At 38.7% G+C, this 16,542-nt stretch carries 19 protein-coding genes and 1 pseudogene; 17 read left to right on the forward strand and 3 right to left on the reverse strand.

Annotation, left to right across the window (positions count from 1 at the left end):
• Positions 1-283: 283 nt before the first annotated feature.
• The 7 genes from nadA to rsmI all read left to right on the forward strand — a co-directional run bounded on the left by nadA (position 284) and on the right by rsmI (position 5,726).
• On the forward strand, positions 284-1,201 hold the full coding sequence (gene nadA / locus ABZ559_RS03350; protein ID WP_367007231.1) for a quinolinate synthase NadA: 918 nt from the start codon (positions 284-286) through the stop codon (positions 1,199-1,201).
• A 154-nt stretch (positions 1,202-1,355) separates the two neighbouring features.
• Positions 1,356-2,015, forward strand: a complete 660-nt coding sequence (locus ABZ559_RS03355) for a CBS domain-containing protein (RefSeq protein ID WP_367007232.1) — start codon at positions 1,356-1,358, stop codon at positions 2,013-2,015.
• Positions 2,016-2,217: 202 nt separating this feature from the next.
• The gene (tmk, locus tag ABZ559_RS03360; protein ID WP_317335235.1) at positions 2,218-2,859 is read left to right on the forward strand and encodes a dTMP kinase; all 642 of its coding nucleotides are present in this window, start codon (positions 2,218-2,220) and stop codon (positions 2,857-2,859) included.
• A 6-nt stretch (positions 2,860-2,865) separates the two neighbouring features.
• Positions 2,866-3,741, forward strand: coding sequence for a DNA polymerase III subunit delta' (locus tag ABZ559_RS03365; protein ID WP_367007618.1), 876 nt, complete (start codon positions 2,866-2,868; stop codon positions 3,739-3,741).
• A complete protein-coding gene (gene ricT / locus ABZ559_RS03370; RefSeq protein WP_273414453.1) occupies positions 3,738-4,538 on the forward strand; it encodes a regulatory iron-sulfur-containing complex subunit RicT in 801 nt (266 codons plus the stop codon). The genes ABZ559_RS03365 and ricT overlap by 4 nt, the downstream gene beginning before the upstream one ends.
• Positions 4,531-4,851, forward strand: coding sequence for a DNA replication initiation control protein YabA (yabA, locus tag ABZ559_RS03375; RefSeq protein ID WP_018376246.1), 321 nt, complete (start codon positions 4,531-4,533; stop codon positions 4,849-4,851). Before ricT ends, yabA begins: the two co-directional genes overlap by 8 nt.
• Before the next feature lie 5 nt (positions 4,852-4,856).
• The gene (rsmI, locus tag ABZ559_RS03380; protein ID WP_367007233.1) at positions 4,857-5,726 is read left to right on the forward strand and encodes a 16S rRNA (cytidine(1402)-2'-O)-methyltransferase; all 870 of its coding nucleotides are present in this window, start codon (positions 4,857-4,859) and stop codon (positions 5,724-5,726) included.
• Positions 5,727-6,364: 638 nt separating this feature from the next.
• On the opposite strand, the gene ABZ559_RS03385 is transcribed toward rsmI, so the two are convergent.
• The 3 genes from ABZ559_RS03385 to ABZ559_RS03395 form a co-directional block, all read right to left on the reverse strand.
• Complete coding sequence (locus ABZ559_RS03385) at positions 6,365-6,817, reverse strand: type II toxin-antitoxin system HicB family antitoxin (protein ID WP_367007234.1); 453 nt, start codon at positions 6,815-6,817, stop codon at positions 6,365-6,367.
• Between the two features lie 39 nt (positions 6,818-6,856).
• Positions 6,857-7,039: a type II toxin-antitoxin system HicA family toxin gene (locus ABZ559_RS03390; protein ID WP_367007235.1), complete on the reverse strand. Its 183-nt coding sequence runs from the start codon at positions 7,037-7,039 to the stop codon at positions 6,857-6,859.
• Positions 7,040-7,202: 163 nt separating this feature from the next.
• Positions 7,203-7,643, reverse strand: coding sequence for a DUF1492 domain-containing protein (locus tag ABZ559_RS03395; protein WP_367007236.1), 441 nt, complete (start codon positions 7,641-7,643; stop codon positions 7,203-7,205).
• Between the two features lie 338 nt (positions 7,644-7,981).
• Here ABZ559_RS03395 and ABZ559_RS03400 point away from each other — a divergent pair, with 338 nt between their 5' ends.
• The 10 genes and pseudogenes from ABZ559_RS03400 to sulP all read left to right on the forward strand — a co-directional run bounded on the left by ABZ559_RS03400 (position 7,982) and on the right by sulP (position 16,309).
• The gene (locus tag ABZ559_RS03400; protein ID WP_367007237.1) at positions 7,982-8,563 is read left to right on the forward strand and encodes a helix-turn-helix transcriptional regulator; all 582 of its coding nucleotides are present in this window, start codon (positions 7,982-7,984) and stop codon (positions 8,561-8,563) included.
• An 808-nt stretch (positions 8,564-9,371) separates the two neighbouring features.
• Positions 9,372-10,517, forward strand: a complete 1,146-nt coding sequence (locus ABZ559_RS03405; protein ID WP_367007238.1) for a site-specific integrase — start codon at positions 9,372-9,374, stop codon at positions 10,515-10,517.
• 95 nt (positions 10,518-10,612) lie between these two features.
• The gene (locus ABZ559_RS03410; RefSeq protein ID WP_367007239.1) at positions 10,613-10,849 is read left to right on the forward strand and encodes a DUF2829 domain-containing protein; all 237 of its coding nucleotides are present in this window, start codon (positions 10,613-10,615) and stop codon (positions 10,847-10,849) included.
• Positions 10,842-11,540 (forward strand): 3-oxoacyl-ACP reductase, encoded by a 699-nt coding sequence (locus tag ABZ559_RS03415; protein WP_367007240.1) that lies wholly within the window; start codon positions 10,842-10,844, stop codon positions 11,538-11,540. The genes ABZ559_RS03410 and ABZ559_RS03415 overlap by 8 nt, the downstream gene beginning before the upstream one ends.
• Before the next feature lie 9 nt (positions 11,541-11,549).
• Positions 11,550-12,182 carry an SAP domain-containing protein gene (locus tag ABZ559_RS03420; protein WP_367007241.1) on the forward strand — a complete coding sequence of 211 codons (633 nt, stop codon included), beginning with the start codon at positions 11,550-11,552 and terminating at the stop codon, positions 12,180-12,182.
• Between the two features lie 36 nt (positions 12,183-12,218).
• Entirely contained in the window at positions 12,219-12,461 is a 243-nt protein-coding gene (locus ABZ559_RS03425) for a DUF3977 family protein (protein ID WP_018376251.1), read from the forward strand.
• The gene (locus tag ABZ559_RS03430; protein ID WP_018376252.1) at positions 12,462-13,061 is read left to right on the forward strand and encodes a DJ-1/PfpI family protein; all 600 of its coding nucleotides are present in this window, start codon (positions 12,462-12,464) and stop codon (positions 13,059-13,061) included.
• Positions 13,062-13,082: 21 nt separating this feature from the next.
• Positions 13,083-13,531, forward strand: a pseudogene (locus ABZ559_RS03435) (ASCH domain-containing protein).
• 22 nt (positions 13,532-13,553) lie between these two features.
• The gene (locus ABZ559_RS03440) at positions 13,554-14,516 is read left to right on the forward strand and encodes a Gfo/Idh/MocA family oxidoreductase (protein WP_367007242.1); all 963 of its coding nucleotides are present in this window, start codon (positions 13,554-13,556) and stop codon (positions 14,514-14,516) included.
• A gap of 134 nt (positions 14,517-14,650) precedes the next feature.
• Complete coding sequence (gene sulP / locus ABZ559_RS03445) at positions 14,651-16,309, forward strand: sulfate permease (protein WP_367007243.1); 1,659 nt, start codon at positions 14,651-14,653, stop codon at positions 16,307-16,309.
• Positions 16,310-16,542 lie beyond the last annotated feature (233 nt).

The raw sequence follows: 16,542 nt of genomic DNA on the forward strand, positions 1-16,542 counted from the left end.
CCTCTTTAATGGAGTTTTTCAGAAAATCTAATATCTCTTCGATTGAAGCTATTAGTAAGCAACAATTGGCTAAAACACTTAGTTTAACAGAATTGTGTACTAATTGAAGATGATAAAGAGTGTAAATGACTGTATATGAAACTTGACAGCCTTTCATATAAAAATAATCTTGAAAGAATTTTACCACAAAATTATATATGTGACAAGACAGTTGTAATATTTTTCTTGACATCGAAAAAACACCAACCTATAATAGAATCAAACAAATGTAGGGGAGTTTAAAATGAATACTAGAGAAATGCAAGATGAGATTTTACGATTAAAAAAAGATAAAAATGTTTGTATCTTGGCTCATGCTTACCAAAGTCAAGATATCTGGGAAGTAGCAGATTTTGTAGGAGACTCCTATGCTCTTAGTCGTTATGCGGCAAGTGTTTCTCAAGAAACAGTAATTATGTGTGGTGTGCGTTTTATGGCAGAGACGGTGAAAGTCCTCTCTCCGCAGAAACATGCTATTTTAGCCAATCCTTTGGCAGGTTGCCCTATGGCTCAACAAATTGATCAAAAAATGATTAGTTGGTTAAAGGATAGGTACCCAGAACATACTATTGTTGCTTATATCAATACAACTTCAGCGTTAAAAACAGCTGTAGATGTTTGTGTGACATCCTCATCAGCTGTTCATATCATTAATAATATTCAAAATGATAAAATATTATTTATTCCAGACAAAAACCTTGGGGAGTGGGTAGAAAAACAATGTCCAAATAAACAGTTTGCATTTTTTAAAGGAGGTTGTCCGACACATATGAGAATGAGAAAACGTGATGTAGATCAAGCAAGACAGCTTCATCCAAATGCCAAGTTACTTGTTCATCCAGAATGCTTGAGTGAAGTTACAGAATTGGCAGATTTTGCAGGAAGTACAACTGAAATCATGGCTTATGCTAGGGAAAGTTCCGAAAAGGAATTCATCATTGGAACGGAAAGTAGCATCGTCCAACACTTACAATTTGAATGTCCGGATAAACGGTTTTATCTTCTTTCTAGAGAATGTGTCTGTCATAATATGAAGATGACTACTTTGGCGGATGTTTATCAATGTCTGTTAGGGCGTTCAGGCGAAGAAATTTTTTTAGAAGAGCATGTTATTCAAGGGGCTAAAAGAGCCATTGAAGAAATGATTCGTTTGGGACAATGAGATGACTTATGCATGATGAGCAGTGTAGATGCTTATCGGGTAAGGGACTGAAGTTTTTTGAAGAGTAGAACTTTCACGACATTTTCATTTTTTTAGAGAAATCGTTTCCAACTTGTGCTATAATAAAATCAAGAAATGCTTGGAGGAATTTGTGATGTCAGTAAAAGATTTCATGACAAAAAAAGTTGTGTACGTTTCCCCTGATACAACGGTTGCACATGCGGCTGATATGATGCGTGAGCAAGGGTTACGCCGCCTACCAGTTATCGAAAACGATAAGCTAGTCGGTCTTGTGACAGAAGGAACTATTGCGGAGGCCAGCCCTTCTAAAGCAACTAGTCTCTCAATTTACGAGATGAACTATCTGCTTAATAAAACAAAAATTCGTGATCTTATGATTAAAAATGTTATTACAGTTTCTCAATACGACCGTCTTGAAGATGCTATTTACCTCATGATGAAGCACCATGTTGGTGTCTTGCCAGTTGTTGATAATGAGCAAGTTTATGGTATCATCACAGATAAAGATGTTTTCAAGGCCTTTTTAGAAATTTCTGGTTATGGCGAGGAAGGTGTTCGTGTAGAAATTTTAGCAGAAGACACGGTCGGCATTTTAGCTAAGGTAATTGATACTATCGCTGAAAGGAACTTAAATATCAAGCGAACTATTATTGCAACACGTCAATCGGGCAAGGTAGCTGTGGAAGTGCAGATTGATGGAAAAACTGACATTGAAAATCTAAAGAGTAAGTTGATTGAGAGAGGAATTGATGTCAAAGCTGTAGAAAAAACCGTTGCGAAATCTCTGGACTAAGCGCTTGCAATCACTGGTAAAGTATTTTTTGAGGAGATGCAGATTTGGTTGAATTTCCTTTGACAATAGCAAGCAATCTTGACTAAAAGGATTTTGCTGTAAATATGAGTTCTGAATTTTAAGTGATACCGTCATGATCTGATGGTGTCTTTTTTTGATAAATTTTGATAAAATAGTAGTAATAATATTTTAAGGATGAAACATGAAAAAAGGACTTATCATTTCATTTGAAGGGCCAGATGGTGCTGGGAAGACAACGGTTATCAATCGACTTTTACCGATTTTGTCAGAAAAACTCAATCGGTCAATTGTTAGTACCCGAGAACCTGGTGGAGTAGATATTGCAGAGCGTATTCGCGATGTTATCTTAGATGTTAATCATACGAGCATGGATGATAAGACTGAACTCTTGCTTTATATGGCAGCTCGTCGTCAGCATTTTGTGGAGAAAGTTTTGCCGGCTTTAAAATCTGGGAAGCTAGTCCTTATTGACCGATTTATTGACAGCTCAGTAGCTTATCAAGGTTCTGGTCGAGGCTTGGACAAGCAAGTAATTTCTTGGTTAAATGATTTTGCCACTGATAGCCGCAAACCTGATTTGACCCTTTATTTTGACATTGATTCAGAGACTGGACTTGCCCGGATCGCCAAGAATGCAGAGCGAGAAATCAATCGCCTTGACCTTGAAAAATTAGAAATGCACCAACGTGTGCGCCAAGGCTACCTTGAGTTGGCAGAGCTGGAGAAGAGCCGCGTGGTAACGATTGATGCTTCACAAAACTTAGAGCAAGTTGTTGCTGATGCTTTGAAGGAAATTTTAGACTGCTTGAGTGAAGAGGAGTGATGAATGATGGATTTGGAGCGCTTGCAGCCTAAGTTATTTGCAGAATTTAAAGCCATTTTAGAGACTAAAAGACTAAATCATGCCTACCTTTTTTCAGGAGATTTTGCCAGTCTTGACATGGCACTTTATCTAGCGCAAAGCCGCTTCTGTGAAAGCCCAAAAGACCAACTTCCTTGCGGAAATTGCCGTTCTTGCCAATTAATTGCTAGAAATGAGTTTTCAGATGTCAAGTATCTAGAGCCTGTGGGGCAAATTATTAAGACTGAAACAGTTAAGGAGTTGATGAGCAATTTTTCAAGAACTGGTTTTGAAGGAACATCACAAGTTTTTATCATTCGAGATTGCGAAAAGATGCATCTCAACGCAGCCAATAGCCTCTTAAAGTTTATAGAAGAGCCGCAGAGTGACTCCTATATGTTTCTTCTGACTAGTGATGCCAATAAAGTTCTGCCGACAATTAAGAGCCGCTGTCAGATTTTTAACTTTCCTAAAAATATAAACTACCTTACAGAAGTAGCCGAGAAGGCTGGACTTTTAAAGACGAATGCACAGCTTTTTGCTCAAGTGGCTAAAGACGCTTCGGATTTGGAAAAACTTGTTCAAACTAAAAAAAATCTTGACTTATTACAAGCTAGCCAGAGATTTTATCAAATCTGGCAAAAAAATACTGACCAAGCTTATTTGGAAGTGTCTAGGCTTACCCAAATCGCGACGGATAAAAACGAACAGGAGTTGGTACTTCAATTCTTGATGCTTCTTTTAGGTAAGGGAAGTGTTTCTCAGAAAAAAGTTGTTGATTTACAAAAAATAAATAAAGCACGTCTGATGTGGATTAGCAATGTGAGTTTTCAGAATGCATTAGAATATATGGTGATTTCATGACAGAAGTATTAGGTGTTAAATATGACGATATCGGACAACTCACTTATGTCTTGCCTGATAAAAAATACCGAAAAGACGATCTTATCGTCATTAACAATAAAAAAGGAAATCGTTTAGCTAAGGTGATTTATGATAATTATGATTTAGATGAGCGGAAATTACCCGCTGAACTGGATACCGTCCATGGATTAGCAACCGCTTTGGATATTCAAGCATATCATGATAATTTAAACTATGCCGAGGCGACTTTTGCGGATGTTGAAGAACTTATTTCTTTAAACCAACTCAAAATGAAATTGGTTGATATTGTTTTTCCACTAGACCGCAGTCATGTATTGATTACTTTTGTTGCTGAGGAACGTGTTGACTTTCGTCAATTGCTAAAAGATTTAGCTAGTTTCTACAAGACCCGCATTGAACTTCGGCAAATTAACAGTCGTGAAGAAAGTAAAGTTTATGGTGGCTTGGGGCCGTGCGGTCGAGCTCTTTGTTGCTCTAGCTTTTTAGGAGAATTTCCACCTGTCTCCATCAAAATGCTGAAAAATCAAAGCTTGTCACTGAACTCAGGAAAAACTTCTGGTCTTTGTGGTCGTCTGATGTGTTGTCTTAGCTTTGAGGATGACTTTTACCGTACCTCAAAAGAAAAATTTCCAGATATAGGTACAAAAGTCACTACTCAAAATGGCCAAGGGGTTATTAGTGCAATCAATGTTTTTTCAGATACTGTGAATGTCCGTTTTGAAGAAACTCATACGCAACTAACCTATGCTTTGGAGGAGATTGAAATCAATGGATAAAAAAGATTTATTTGATGCCTTTGATGGTTTTTCACAAAATCTCATGGTAACCTTGGCTGATATTGAAGCCATGAAAAAGCAGGTTCAAAATTTGCTGGAAGAAAATACTAGTTTGAGGATTGAAAACACAAAACTAAGAGAACGCCTTAGTCAATTGGAACACGAAACGGTGTCTAAAACACTTAATCAGGGGAAAGAGCACTTAGAAAATATCTATCTTGATGGTTTCCATGTCTGCAACTCATTTTACGGACAGCGCCGTGAAAACGATGAGGAATGTGTGTTCTGTATGGAATTGTTATATAGAGAGTAGGGGTCATGCAAGTTCAAAAAAGTTTTAAAGGTCAAACAGATTTTGGAACGCTGTATTTGGTCCCAACACCAATTGGTAATCTGCAAGACATGACTTTTCGTGCAGTGGAAGTTCTCAAAGCAGTGGATTTTATTTGCGCAGAAGATACGCGTAATACTGGTCTTTTACTTAAACATTTTGATATTTCAACCAGACAGATTAGTTTTCATGAGTACAATGCTTATGAGAAAATTCCAGATTTAGTGGACTTGCTGAGATCTGGGAAATCGCTGGCGCAGGTGTCAGATGCTGGGATGCCTTCAATTTCCGATCCAGGACATGATTTGGTGAAAGCTGCGATTGCTGAAAATATTTCTGTCGTTGCACTACCAGGCGCCTCTGCAGGGATTACAGCCTTGATTGCAAGTGGTTTAGTCCCGCAGCCTCATATTTTCTATGGATTCCTACCACGTAAGGCGGGTCAGCAGAAAGACTTTTTTGAAAGCAAGAAGAATTACCCTGAGACACAGATTTTCTATGAATCACCTTATCGAGTTGCTGATACACTAGAAAATATGCAGGCAGTTTATGGTGACCGCCAGCTTGTGCTTGTGCGTGAATTGACCAAACTCTACGAAGAATACCAACGTGGCAACATTTCGGAGGTGTTATCCTACATTTCAGAAAATCCACTTAAAGGCGAATGCTTGCTGATTGTGTCTGGTTTTAACAGTCAGGAAGAAATACAAGATTTAGATAAATTAGACCTTGCAAGTTTAGTCAAAAATTTGGTAGAACAAGGGAATAAACCTAATCAAGCCATCAAAAAAGTAGCCAAAGACTTTGGCCTAAGTAGGCAGGAAGTTTATAACATCTATCATGGATTGGCTGAATAGAGATAAAAGACGGACGTTAAGCCCGTTTTTTTGATATAATAAAATCATTAAAATTTTAATACGCAATGAAATCAAAATCAAACTAAACAAGGAAGAGGTAGATAGAACTCAAGTTCATCAAATCAAGTCGACAGTACCTGATTTTGATTTTCGAAGAAGGTAAGGAGAAAACCATGACATTTGAAGAAATTTTGGAAAATGTCTAAGAATGGCTTGAAATAGGTGTTTATAGCCTCTAAATTTGTGGACTTTTTAAAAAAACATAGTTACAAATGACCTTTAATAGTCTCCCAAAGTCCACAAAAAGGGGAGTAAAAAAAGACCTAAAATAGGTCAATAATTTACGAGTTCAGCAGGCAAGAACTAGCGTAGTCATCAGCTACGCTTTTTTAGTTGCTTTTGCTTATCTGATAGGTTTATTATACCAAAAAAGGGAGTGTATGACCTCACGGGCTAACTCTCCCTAATCGGCTAGACTATGCAAGCCTCCAGCTGTGATTATATTATACCACGTTATCGCTCGAATAGATAAACGCTGCGAAGCGCGTGGTTGACAATTTTGTTGACGTCAACGATACTGTTTCATACTGTATCCAATAACGCAAAAACAGACCGAAAACGGTGTCGGTCTGCTAATATTAAGCATGAATTTTTTTATCTGCAATAGCGTCTGTTAAGGTCTGTGAGAAATTCAGGCCTAAATCACGCCCTAAAGTATCCGCCCAACGTGGAATAGTTAGGGTTTTCTTTACAGGCTCCTGACTGCCTAGATACTCAGCAACGTCAACCATTACCATAGATACAAAAGACTTGCTAGGGTCATAAACTAGCTCTATGTCCTTATCATCACGGAAAGGGTTATTATCAGCCAAAGATAAAGCGTTAATAGGGGTAGGAGTGGGGATGTCTCGTCCATTCTCGATATAATCAGCTAGGTTAATGCCTAACCAATCGCTAGCCATTGCCATGGCATCAGCCATATTCTCGCCTTGAGTTGCTGAATGCTCAAAATCTGGGAAAGTTACAAAGTAAGGGGCGTTAGCTCCGTCGGTATCGTCAAAATAAAATAAAGCTGGATAAGTGACAAGCATAGTTTACCTCCAAAATCAAAGACAAGCGGGAGACTGCCTTTATAACAGCCCTGCTTGCTTTTTGATACCCATTTCGGTGTATTTGTTAATTTCACCGTGGGGAATGGTTATAGGTCGCTCGCCTACTTTTTCAAGTTTAACGTGAGACCCCTTACCGCCTTTGGTTTTTGTCCAACCATGGGCGGTAAGTAGTTTAACCATTTCTTTTTGTGTCATAGGCATAGCGCTTTTACCTCCTGACAAGATTATTATATCATACGTATTACACGTATTCAAGTAAAAAGATAATATTTTGTCTAATATCAGTTATCAAAAAAGCACCTAAAATCGTTTCTAAAGGCTTTTAGGTGCTGTATGGTTAAATATCAAATGAGATAAACACTGGCTAAAACATGGCTTTTTCTTTCTCTGTATGAGTTAATAAGTCAGTTAATTCAGCGAGTGCTAATTTCAAATATCTAAAAAATGTTGCCTTACTAACATTCATTATCTCCCCCGCCTCTATATCTACTTTCTGTTGGATATAGTAAAGGCTTAATGCTAACCGATACTTAGGGTTATCTAGTTTATCAATCAGCTTAACAAGCTCCAGACGTTCCTTGGTTAACCTGTTAATTCTACTTGTTATATCTTCCTTAAGTTCTAGCTTAGCAACTAAATATTTTTCTGAACTATTCACCCTGCTAGTCTGTACCCTAGCTTGCGTTAGTGTTGTCTGTTTAAATAGTCCATCTTCCAGATATTGAAGTTCTAGGTATAGTTGACTAATCTCTTTATCAATCCACTTAATGCTGTCTAGCTTTTGTTTTAGCTCCTCTATGGTCATTGTTGCCCCTCCTATGATATAATATTATCAGTTTTTTTATATCGTAGTCGGTACATGTGTGCTGGCGTTTTTTTTTTGCTACTCAATAGTTTTAACTATCAATCTTCAAATGTTAAATCTTTCTTCATGGTCTTTGCTCCTTTCTATTTTGATAAACCAACCTGAATAGATTGAAAAGGTGTTGCAGTTGGTTGTAGCAAAAATATTTCGCTTTTTGCTATGTTTTGAATTTTAACGCAATTATATTTCTATGTCAAGTATTTTTTCGAAGAACTAGCAATTTTTTTTCGCTACTCTGAAAAAATGTGTTATAATCACATTTGAAAGGTGTTGAAATTATGAATAGGTTGAAAGAATTACGAAAAGAAAAAAAGCTAACTCAACAAGAATTAGCTGATACATTTCAAGTATCAAAAAGAACTGTTCAATATTGGGAAAACGGCGAAAGCCAAATCAAACCAGACAAAGCCCAAGCACTCGCTGACCATTTTGGCGTACCTGTCGGGTATCTGTTGGGGTTCACTTCTGAAAGTTCTAAAAGTGTACTGACCGAATTTAAGGAAGGAGAATACTCTCAGATTGAAGAAGATAGGGCAAAAATAGGAATTGATAAGTTATTATTACACTCAACTATAACTGATGCTAAGCAATTCATAGATAGGATGCAGAATAATATTGATATGGACGCCATTATTAGTAAGCTACCTTTACCTGAACTGATGAAGTTAAAAAATCCGAAGGAAAAAGAAAAGTTTACAAGAAAGCAAACAGATTTACTTATCAATGAAATAACAAACTTATCTATAGCGTTGTCTTATTTGACTGATGAAGAAAGTGAATTACTATCTAGATTTTATGTTCTTAACAAACAAGATAAGGAAAGACTTTTACAAATAGCACGTACATTTACAGAAAATTAACCCTACCACAATATTCCACGCTCTCAGGGGCGTTCTGGTGTGCTGTGGGGAGTGGAAAAAAGTTACGATTTGTCACGGGTGAAAAAGTCCGCATAAGTCCGCATTAAAAAACTCAACTTTTCTCAATAGCTAAAAAATGTAAGGTTTTATCAGGTTGTATATTTTAGCAACCCTAGCAAACCCTAGCTTCTATATCGGCGGTGTGTTAGCATTCGGCGCGTGATACTATCATATTCTAATAATCACTAAAGTAATGTAAATCTGCACTATTCTGATACTTTGATACGATTTGACAATTCTAGGGCGTCCTAACGTAATATAATGCCGTTAAACCATTTGACAACTGAATAAGAAAGGGGGTATAATAGCCTTAACAGTGAGAAACGTGTCTAGCATGGCACAACAAAAACCCCCAACGTTGCAGCGTTGAGGGTTTTCTTTTTGGCTCTTAGCTATTTCTAGCTATGCCCTAGGGGTTATTTCTTGCGTGAGTTGAGCCAATACTCAAACAATGCCGTTAGGATAGCAACAAGCAAAGGTGCAAGAAATACGGTGAGAAACAATTCTAGCATAGCTTCACCCCCTTTCTATCCCAAAGGGGCGGTACTATCATATCAGAATATCGCTCGCCCTGTCAAACGCTCTAAAACGCCCAAATTCGCATTTTATGCTCGACTGGTATAAATTCCATACCAAACCAAAACAAACGAAAATAGGGCTATTCTCGTAAGCCCTTGCATGATATAAACCCAAATCAATCTAAAATCCTTTTAATAACGGCTTGCCTGCTGATAGAAAGGTTCATATCATGAAAATTACAGAAGTCAAAAAGAAAAACGGTGCGATTGTGTACCGTGCTAATGTTTACCTAGGTACTGACCAGGTAACAGGGAAGAAAGCTAAAACTAGCGTGACGGGTAGGACAAAGACAGAGGTCAAGCAGAAAGCAAAGCACGCGCAAGATGATTTCATCTCTAATGGCTGTACGGTAACAAAAGTAGTACCTGTTAAAAATTATCAGCAACTAGCTGAATTATGGCTAGAGAGTTACCAACTTACGGTAAAGCCTCAAACATTCATAGCAACTAAGAGAATGCTCTATAATCACCTAATACCTGTCTTTGGTGCTTTGAAACTGACAAAGCTATCTGTTAGCTATATTCAAAGTTTTATCAATGACTTATCAACTCAGCTAGTTCATTACGCTGTGATTCACTCGATAAACAGGCGTGTTTTACAATATGGCGTATCTCTCCAGCTCTTACCATTCAATCCAGCTAGGGATGTCATCTTACCTAAAGCGCCAAAGCAGGAAAACAAGGCCATCAAGTTCATAGCTCCAGATGACTTGAAAGCATTGATAGCTTACATGGAAAAACTGGCCAATAAGAAATTTAGTTATTTCTTCGACTATGTCCTATACAGTGTCTTGCTTGCTACTGGTTGTCGTTTCGGAGAAGTAGTGGCTCTAGAGTGGTCAGATATTGATCTAGAGAACGGAACTATCAGTATCACCAAGAATTACAGTAGGTTGTTAGACTTGATAGGTACGCCAAAGAGCAAAGCAGGGGTTAGGGTCATAAGCATAGACAAGAAAACAATCAATCTGCTACGACTTTACAAGAATAGGCAACGACAATTATTTTTAGAGACTGGGGCGCATGTCTCTGCAGTGGTGTTTGCGACACCCACAAAGGAATATCAAAACATGGCGACTAGACAAGATAGCCTAGACAGGCGGTTTGCTGAAATTGGTATTCCTCGCTTTACCTTCCATGCTTTCCGCCATACTCACGCTAGTTTATTGCTAAATGCTGGCATCAGCTATAAAGAATTACAATACCGCCTAGGTCATGCAACCTTAGCCATGACCATGGATATTTACAGTCACCTTTCAATGGACAAAGAAAAAGAGGCTGTTTCCTATTACGAAAAAGCCATGCATAACTTGTAAGTCCACAAAAAGGTGAACAAATTTATATTTTAGAACTCATAGGCTTATTGAAAAGCCTATTAAATCAACGTTTATAGACAGTAAAGGAGAAAACCATGACATTTGAAGAAATATTGCCTGGCTTAAAAGCTAAGAAAAAGTACGTTCGCACGGGTTGGGATGGTGCTGAAAACTACGTTCAACTTTTTGACATGCTTGAAGTTAATGGCCGTAAGCTTAAAGCGACACCTTATTTTTTGATTAATGTTTCTGGCGACGGAGAGGGCTTTTCCATGTGGAGTCCGACACCTTGCGATATTCTGGCCAATGATTGGATAGAAGTTCATGACTAAAGTTCTCGTAACAGGTGCCTCATCGGGAATTGGGCTAGCACAAGTACGGCTTTTTTTGGAAAATGGCTACGCTGTCTATGGTGTTGACAAGTCGGCTGCACCCGACCTGTCTCACTCAGACTTTCATTTTCTCCAACTTGACTTAACAGGTGATCTAGCTGCGCTTTACGACTTTATCCCATCTGTAGATATCATATGCAACACCGCCGGAATTCTTGACGGTTATAAGCCTCTACTTGAAGTCAGCGATGATGAACTAGAACAGGTCTTTCAAACCAATTTTTTTGCAACAACTAAGATTAGCCGTCACTATTTATCGGCTATGCTCAAGAAAAAATCAGGCATTATTATCAATATGTGCTCTATTGCTAGCTTTATAGCGGGTGGTGGCGGAGTTGCCTATACTAGTTCCAAGCACGCTCTGGCAGGTTTTACGCGCCAGTTGGCTTTGGATTATGCCAAAGATGGTATCCAAATTTTCGGTATTGCACCAGGTGCGGTCAAAACCGCTATGACACAAGCAGATTTTGAGCCTGGCGGTTTGGCAGATTGGGTTGCAAGTGAAACGCCCATCGGACGGTGGAGTTTACCTGAGGAAGTTGCAGAGTTAACTTTGTTTTTGGCATCTGGAAAGGCGGCATCTATGCAAGGAGAAATTGTTAAAATGGATGGCGGATGGAGTTTGAAATAGGAGTATGATATGGCAGAATTTACCGAAAAGATGACCATTGCCGAATTTAGAGAACAGTACTGGTACAAAACTGAGTTAGAAGATATTTGTCGTCAACACCACTTGCCAGCCTATGGCACCAAGGCAGAGCTGACAGCTTATATCCTAGAGTATTTGTCAGGGAAAGCACCAGAGGAAATTTGTCCTGTTAGACGAAACAAACGTTTGAAAAAAACTTTGAGTGCATCTGAAATAACTTTGAATACTAAGCTATTGGATTCAGGATTTTCATTCAATGATGAGGCTAGACAATTTTTCCAAAACTACTTTGGCCTTGATAAATTTTCATTCAAAAAAGCAATGGCGATTAAAATGAGAGAGGTTGAGGCGAGTCAGGATTATTCGGCAACTATCGCTGATTTGATAGCAGTCTTAGAAGTACCGCAAGTGCCCTCGCCTGATAATGCCGAAGAAAAGACCTATCAATGGAACCGATTTGTGAAAAATTTTAACCAAGACCCTTTGAGTAAACAGTTCTATCCACCAATGAAGGTTGCCTCTATTTTATGGCGGCAGGTTAGGGATTCAAGACGTGAAAAAGTCTATCAATCAAGTCTTTTAGAAGAATATGCCGAAGAAATCGCACCCTTTTTGAAAGGGTGAGTTCTTAGATTATGATGTCAAGAAGTGGAGTCTATAATGAAAAAATTTATCGAATTGGGGTATGGTAATACATGGTGGTTGCGCACAGAGTTTGAACATGCGGACGGCAGTGAATTTGAAATGAAAGGGATTGTTGGCAATATTAAGCCGATTTCACTATATATGAGAATTTGGTTGGGAAAAACCGTCTGGGTATGTGATAGCAAGGAAGGGTTTAAAAGGAGAAAGAAAAGCCGCAAAGCTACCAAAGTTATTTTGGGTATTGTATCGGAGGTTTAAATGAGCAGCACAACAAAGTTAGAAGTAATCGTTCTAGTGTTTGATGGTTTTGAACCCTTAGATTTATTTGGACCAATCGAATTGCTATCTTTTTTAGATGAGGTTCGATTTCGCTATGTTTCCGAGTTTGGCGGAAGAATAAAAAATAAGGTTGGTTTAAACCTTGATACAGAGAAAATGAGCCCAGGTGAAAGCTGCGATATTCTACTCATTCCTGGAGGCCAAGGGACTAGAAGCATCTACTTGCAGCCTTCTTTTATTGATTATGTAAAAAGTTATGCTGAGAATGCAAGCTATGTCTTATCTGTATGCACAGGAGCGGTCCTGCTTTCTGAAACTGGACTCTTGAACGGTCGTAGGGCCACCAGCAATAAGCGCTCATTTGATTGGGTCTCTTCCACCAATGCAAAAGTAGATTGGGTTAGACAAGCTCGATGGGTGGTTGATGGCAAATATTACACGTCTTCAGGAGTATCGGCAGGGATGGACATGGTCTTAGGCTTTATTAGCGATCAATTTGGACTAAGTAAGGCCAAGGATATCGCCCACAAGATAGAATACCATTGGCAGTCCGACAGTACTAAAGATGATTTCGCTTAGAGAATTGTTAAGGAGATTACAATGACACCGCAAGAATGTTGGAGTAAATACAAGCGAATCCATCCGGATGTTGGAGATGACATTGACACTTGGCAATTTGGTGCGAAACCAGATTTGCTGGCGGATTTGGTTGTTAAAGGGATCAAGACAGCAACTGCCTAAGCCTATGATTTATATGATATTGATAATGACCCCATTCCGCAAGTTGGTAGCTGTGATGTGATTCTGAATAGTCAAGATGAGACTATCTGTATCGTCCAATTCAAGCAAGTCACGTTTCTGCCGTTTAAAGATGGTTCAGCAGAGCATGCTTACATTACAAAGAGGGAGAAAGAGATAAAAACTTAGCCTGATGGCGTGAAGCACATGAAGATTTTTTCAAACCTTATTTTATAGAATGTGGGTTGACATTCACACCAGAAAGCTTAATCGTTTTAGAAGAATTTGAAGTGGTTTATCCCACAGTTTAGCAAATACGATAGGAGAAAATTCATGAACTTAGCCATTTTAGGAACAGGAAAAATTGTTGACGAAGTGTTACCCGTTTTAAAGGAAATCAATGGCATTGAGTTAAGTGCTATTTTATCGACACCACGAAGTCTTGAAAAAGCACAAAAACTCGCGGAAATTTACGGCATTTCTCAAGCAAGTAGCGATTATGATAGCATTTTGGCAAATCCAGATGTTGACACCGTTTATGTGGCACTTCCCAACCATTTGCACTATGATTATGCTAAAAAAGCACTTCTTGCTGGGAAACACGTCATCTGTGAGAAACCATTTACATTAACTTTAGCGGAATTTGAAGATTTGGTAGCAATAGCAGAGCAGCATCAGCTTTTTCTCCTAGAAGCTATCACCAACCAATATCTAGGAAATTTTTCCTATGTCAAGGAAAATTTATCCAAGTTAGGGGATATAAAAATTGTGGAATGTAACTATTCCCAGTATAGCTCACGCTATGATGCTTTCAAACGTGGTGAGATTGCGCCAGCTTTTGATCCAGAAAAAGGTGGAGGCGCCCTACGTGACCTCAATATTTACAATATTCATTTGGTAGTCGGCCTCTTCGGTAAACCTGAGATGGTTCACTATTTGGCGAATATGGAACGTGGTGTGGACACCTCTGGCATGCTCGTTATGGACTATGGTCACTTTAAGTGTGTCTGCATCGGCGCCAAGGATTGCAGTGCAGATATTCGCTCAACTATTCAAGGTAACAAAGGCTCAGCAACCATCTTAGGTCCGACTAATACAATGCCAGAAGTTAATCTTAGTCTTAACGGTCAAAGTATGCAGCTCGTCAACCAAAATAGTCTCAACCACCGCATGCACGATGAATTTGTTGCCTTTCAAAATATTATTTCCAACCGTGATTACAGCAACCAAAAGGCTGCTCTAGAACATAGCAGAGCAGTTATGGAGGTTTTAGATGCTGCAATCAAGTCTCTATAAATACGAATAAAAGTCTTTCCTTCTCTTACTTGATTAAAATAGGATTTCCCATAATCTAGAGATTTCCAACGAGATGTGCTAAAATGATAGTAGGTTCTCGCAAGCGTCTGAGAACAAAAAAAGAGGAGGGAAAAATGGACGCTTTTAAATACATTACACCAAAATTTTTTAGTTTAATGAAGAATTATACAGGGGCGCAGTTTGTCAAAGACCTTGTTGCAGGGATTATTGTGGCAATTATTGCTTTGCCTCTATCGATTGCCTTAGCGATAGCTTCAGGTGTTAATCCAGAACAAGGTCTCTATACGGCTGTCGTTGCTGGTTTTTTTATCTCATTTCTAGGCGGTAGCCGAGTCCAAATTGGAGGACCAACGGCAGCCTTTGTAGTGATTATTTATGGTATCATTGCGCAGTATGGTATGGCTGGTCTGACGGTAGCAACTTTCTTAGCTGGTTTGATGCTTATTATTATGGGATTGTTGCATTTTGGTGATCTAATCAAGTTTATTCCTAAGACCATTACAGTGGGATTCACTCTCGGGATTGCCGTAGGAATTGTTGCTGGGCAAATCAAGGATTTTTTTGGATTAGACATGGGAGCCGTGCCAGCGGAGTTTGTAGAGAAAATGGTTGCCTATGCTGAAAACATGCATAGCCTAAATTGGCAAACGCTTTTGATTGGAATATTGGCTTTGCTCATTCAGATTTTCTGGCCTAAGATTTCTCAAAAAATTCCAGGTTCCCTAGTTGCTATTCTTGTCACAACGGCCATTGTTGCTTTTGGGAAATTAGACGTTAAAACAATTGGGGACTTATACACAATTAAGGCTGGTTTACCTCATTTCTCTATGCCAGTGTTGTCTTTCTCACTAATTCGACAAATGATTTCCCCAGCCTTTACGATTGCCATTTTAGCAGCTATTGAATCTCTACTTTCAGCTGTGGTTTCTGATGGGATGATTGGTGGGAATCATCGTTCTAATGCTGAACTTGTTGGTCAAGGTGTCGGAAATATGATGTCGGCTTTGTTTGGTGGAATTCCAGCCACTGGTGCAATCGCTCGAACAGCAGCGAATGTTAGAAACGGTGGTCGAACACCCGTAGCGGGGATGATTCATGCGCTTACCTTATTGTTAATTTTACTTTTCTTGATGCCATATGCTTCTCTGATTCCTATGAGTTGTTTAGCAGCTGTCCTGATTATGGTAGGTTATAATATGAGTGGCTGGCGCACATTTGTACATATGGTTCGTACTGCGCCTAAAAGTGATGTTGCTGTTTTAGTAATTACTTTTCTTTTAACTGTATTTTTTGACTTAGTCGTTGCTATTGAATTTGGAATGGTATTAGCAGCTTTTCTCTTTTTAAAACGTATGGCAGATGTGGCTCAAGTGAGACAATGGGTTGAGAAAGATGAACATGATGACTCTGAACTTTCCGAAACCACTGATTTAAAATATGTTCCTCAAAATGCAGTTGTTTATGAACTTTTTGGCGCTCTTTTCTTTGGTGCTGCCAATGACTTTCTAAACATTGAGCACGAAGAGGGTAAGAATGCCTTAATTCTTCGGATGCGTAATGTCCCTGCCATGGACGTTTCTGGTTTGGATGCCTTGGAAGAAACCTTAGAAATTTGTCAAAAACGTGGCATGACTCTTATTTTGTCACACGTAAATGACCAACCTTACCGTGTCATGGAAAAAGCGGGATTTATTGACAAAATTGGTGAAGAAAATCTTTGTGCTAATATTGATTCCTCACTAGCACGTGCTGCTAGTTTAGCTAAAAAATAGCAACTTAATATTGTATGTTAGGCTTTCTCTAGTGGCAAAGCCTAGTATATAGTTTTTTAAAATAAAATTCAGACCTTGTTGCCTTGATTTGATGAACTTCTGTTGTCTGTATGTTGTTGATATGAGTGGATGTCCGCTCCATTTCTAACATTTAGACTCTCACAGACTATTGAAACTAGTCTGGCTATGATTTTTATTGAGTATTAGTCAATAAAGTAATAAAAAATTGAAAA

This window comes from Streptococcus sp. ZY19097, from assembly GCF_040731245.1.
Taxonomy (GTDB): Bacteria; Bacillota; Bacilli; order Lactobacillales; family Streptococcaceae; genus Streptococcus; species Streptococcus orisratti.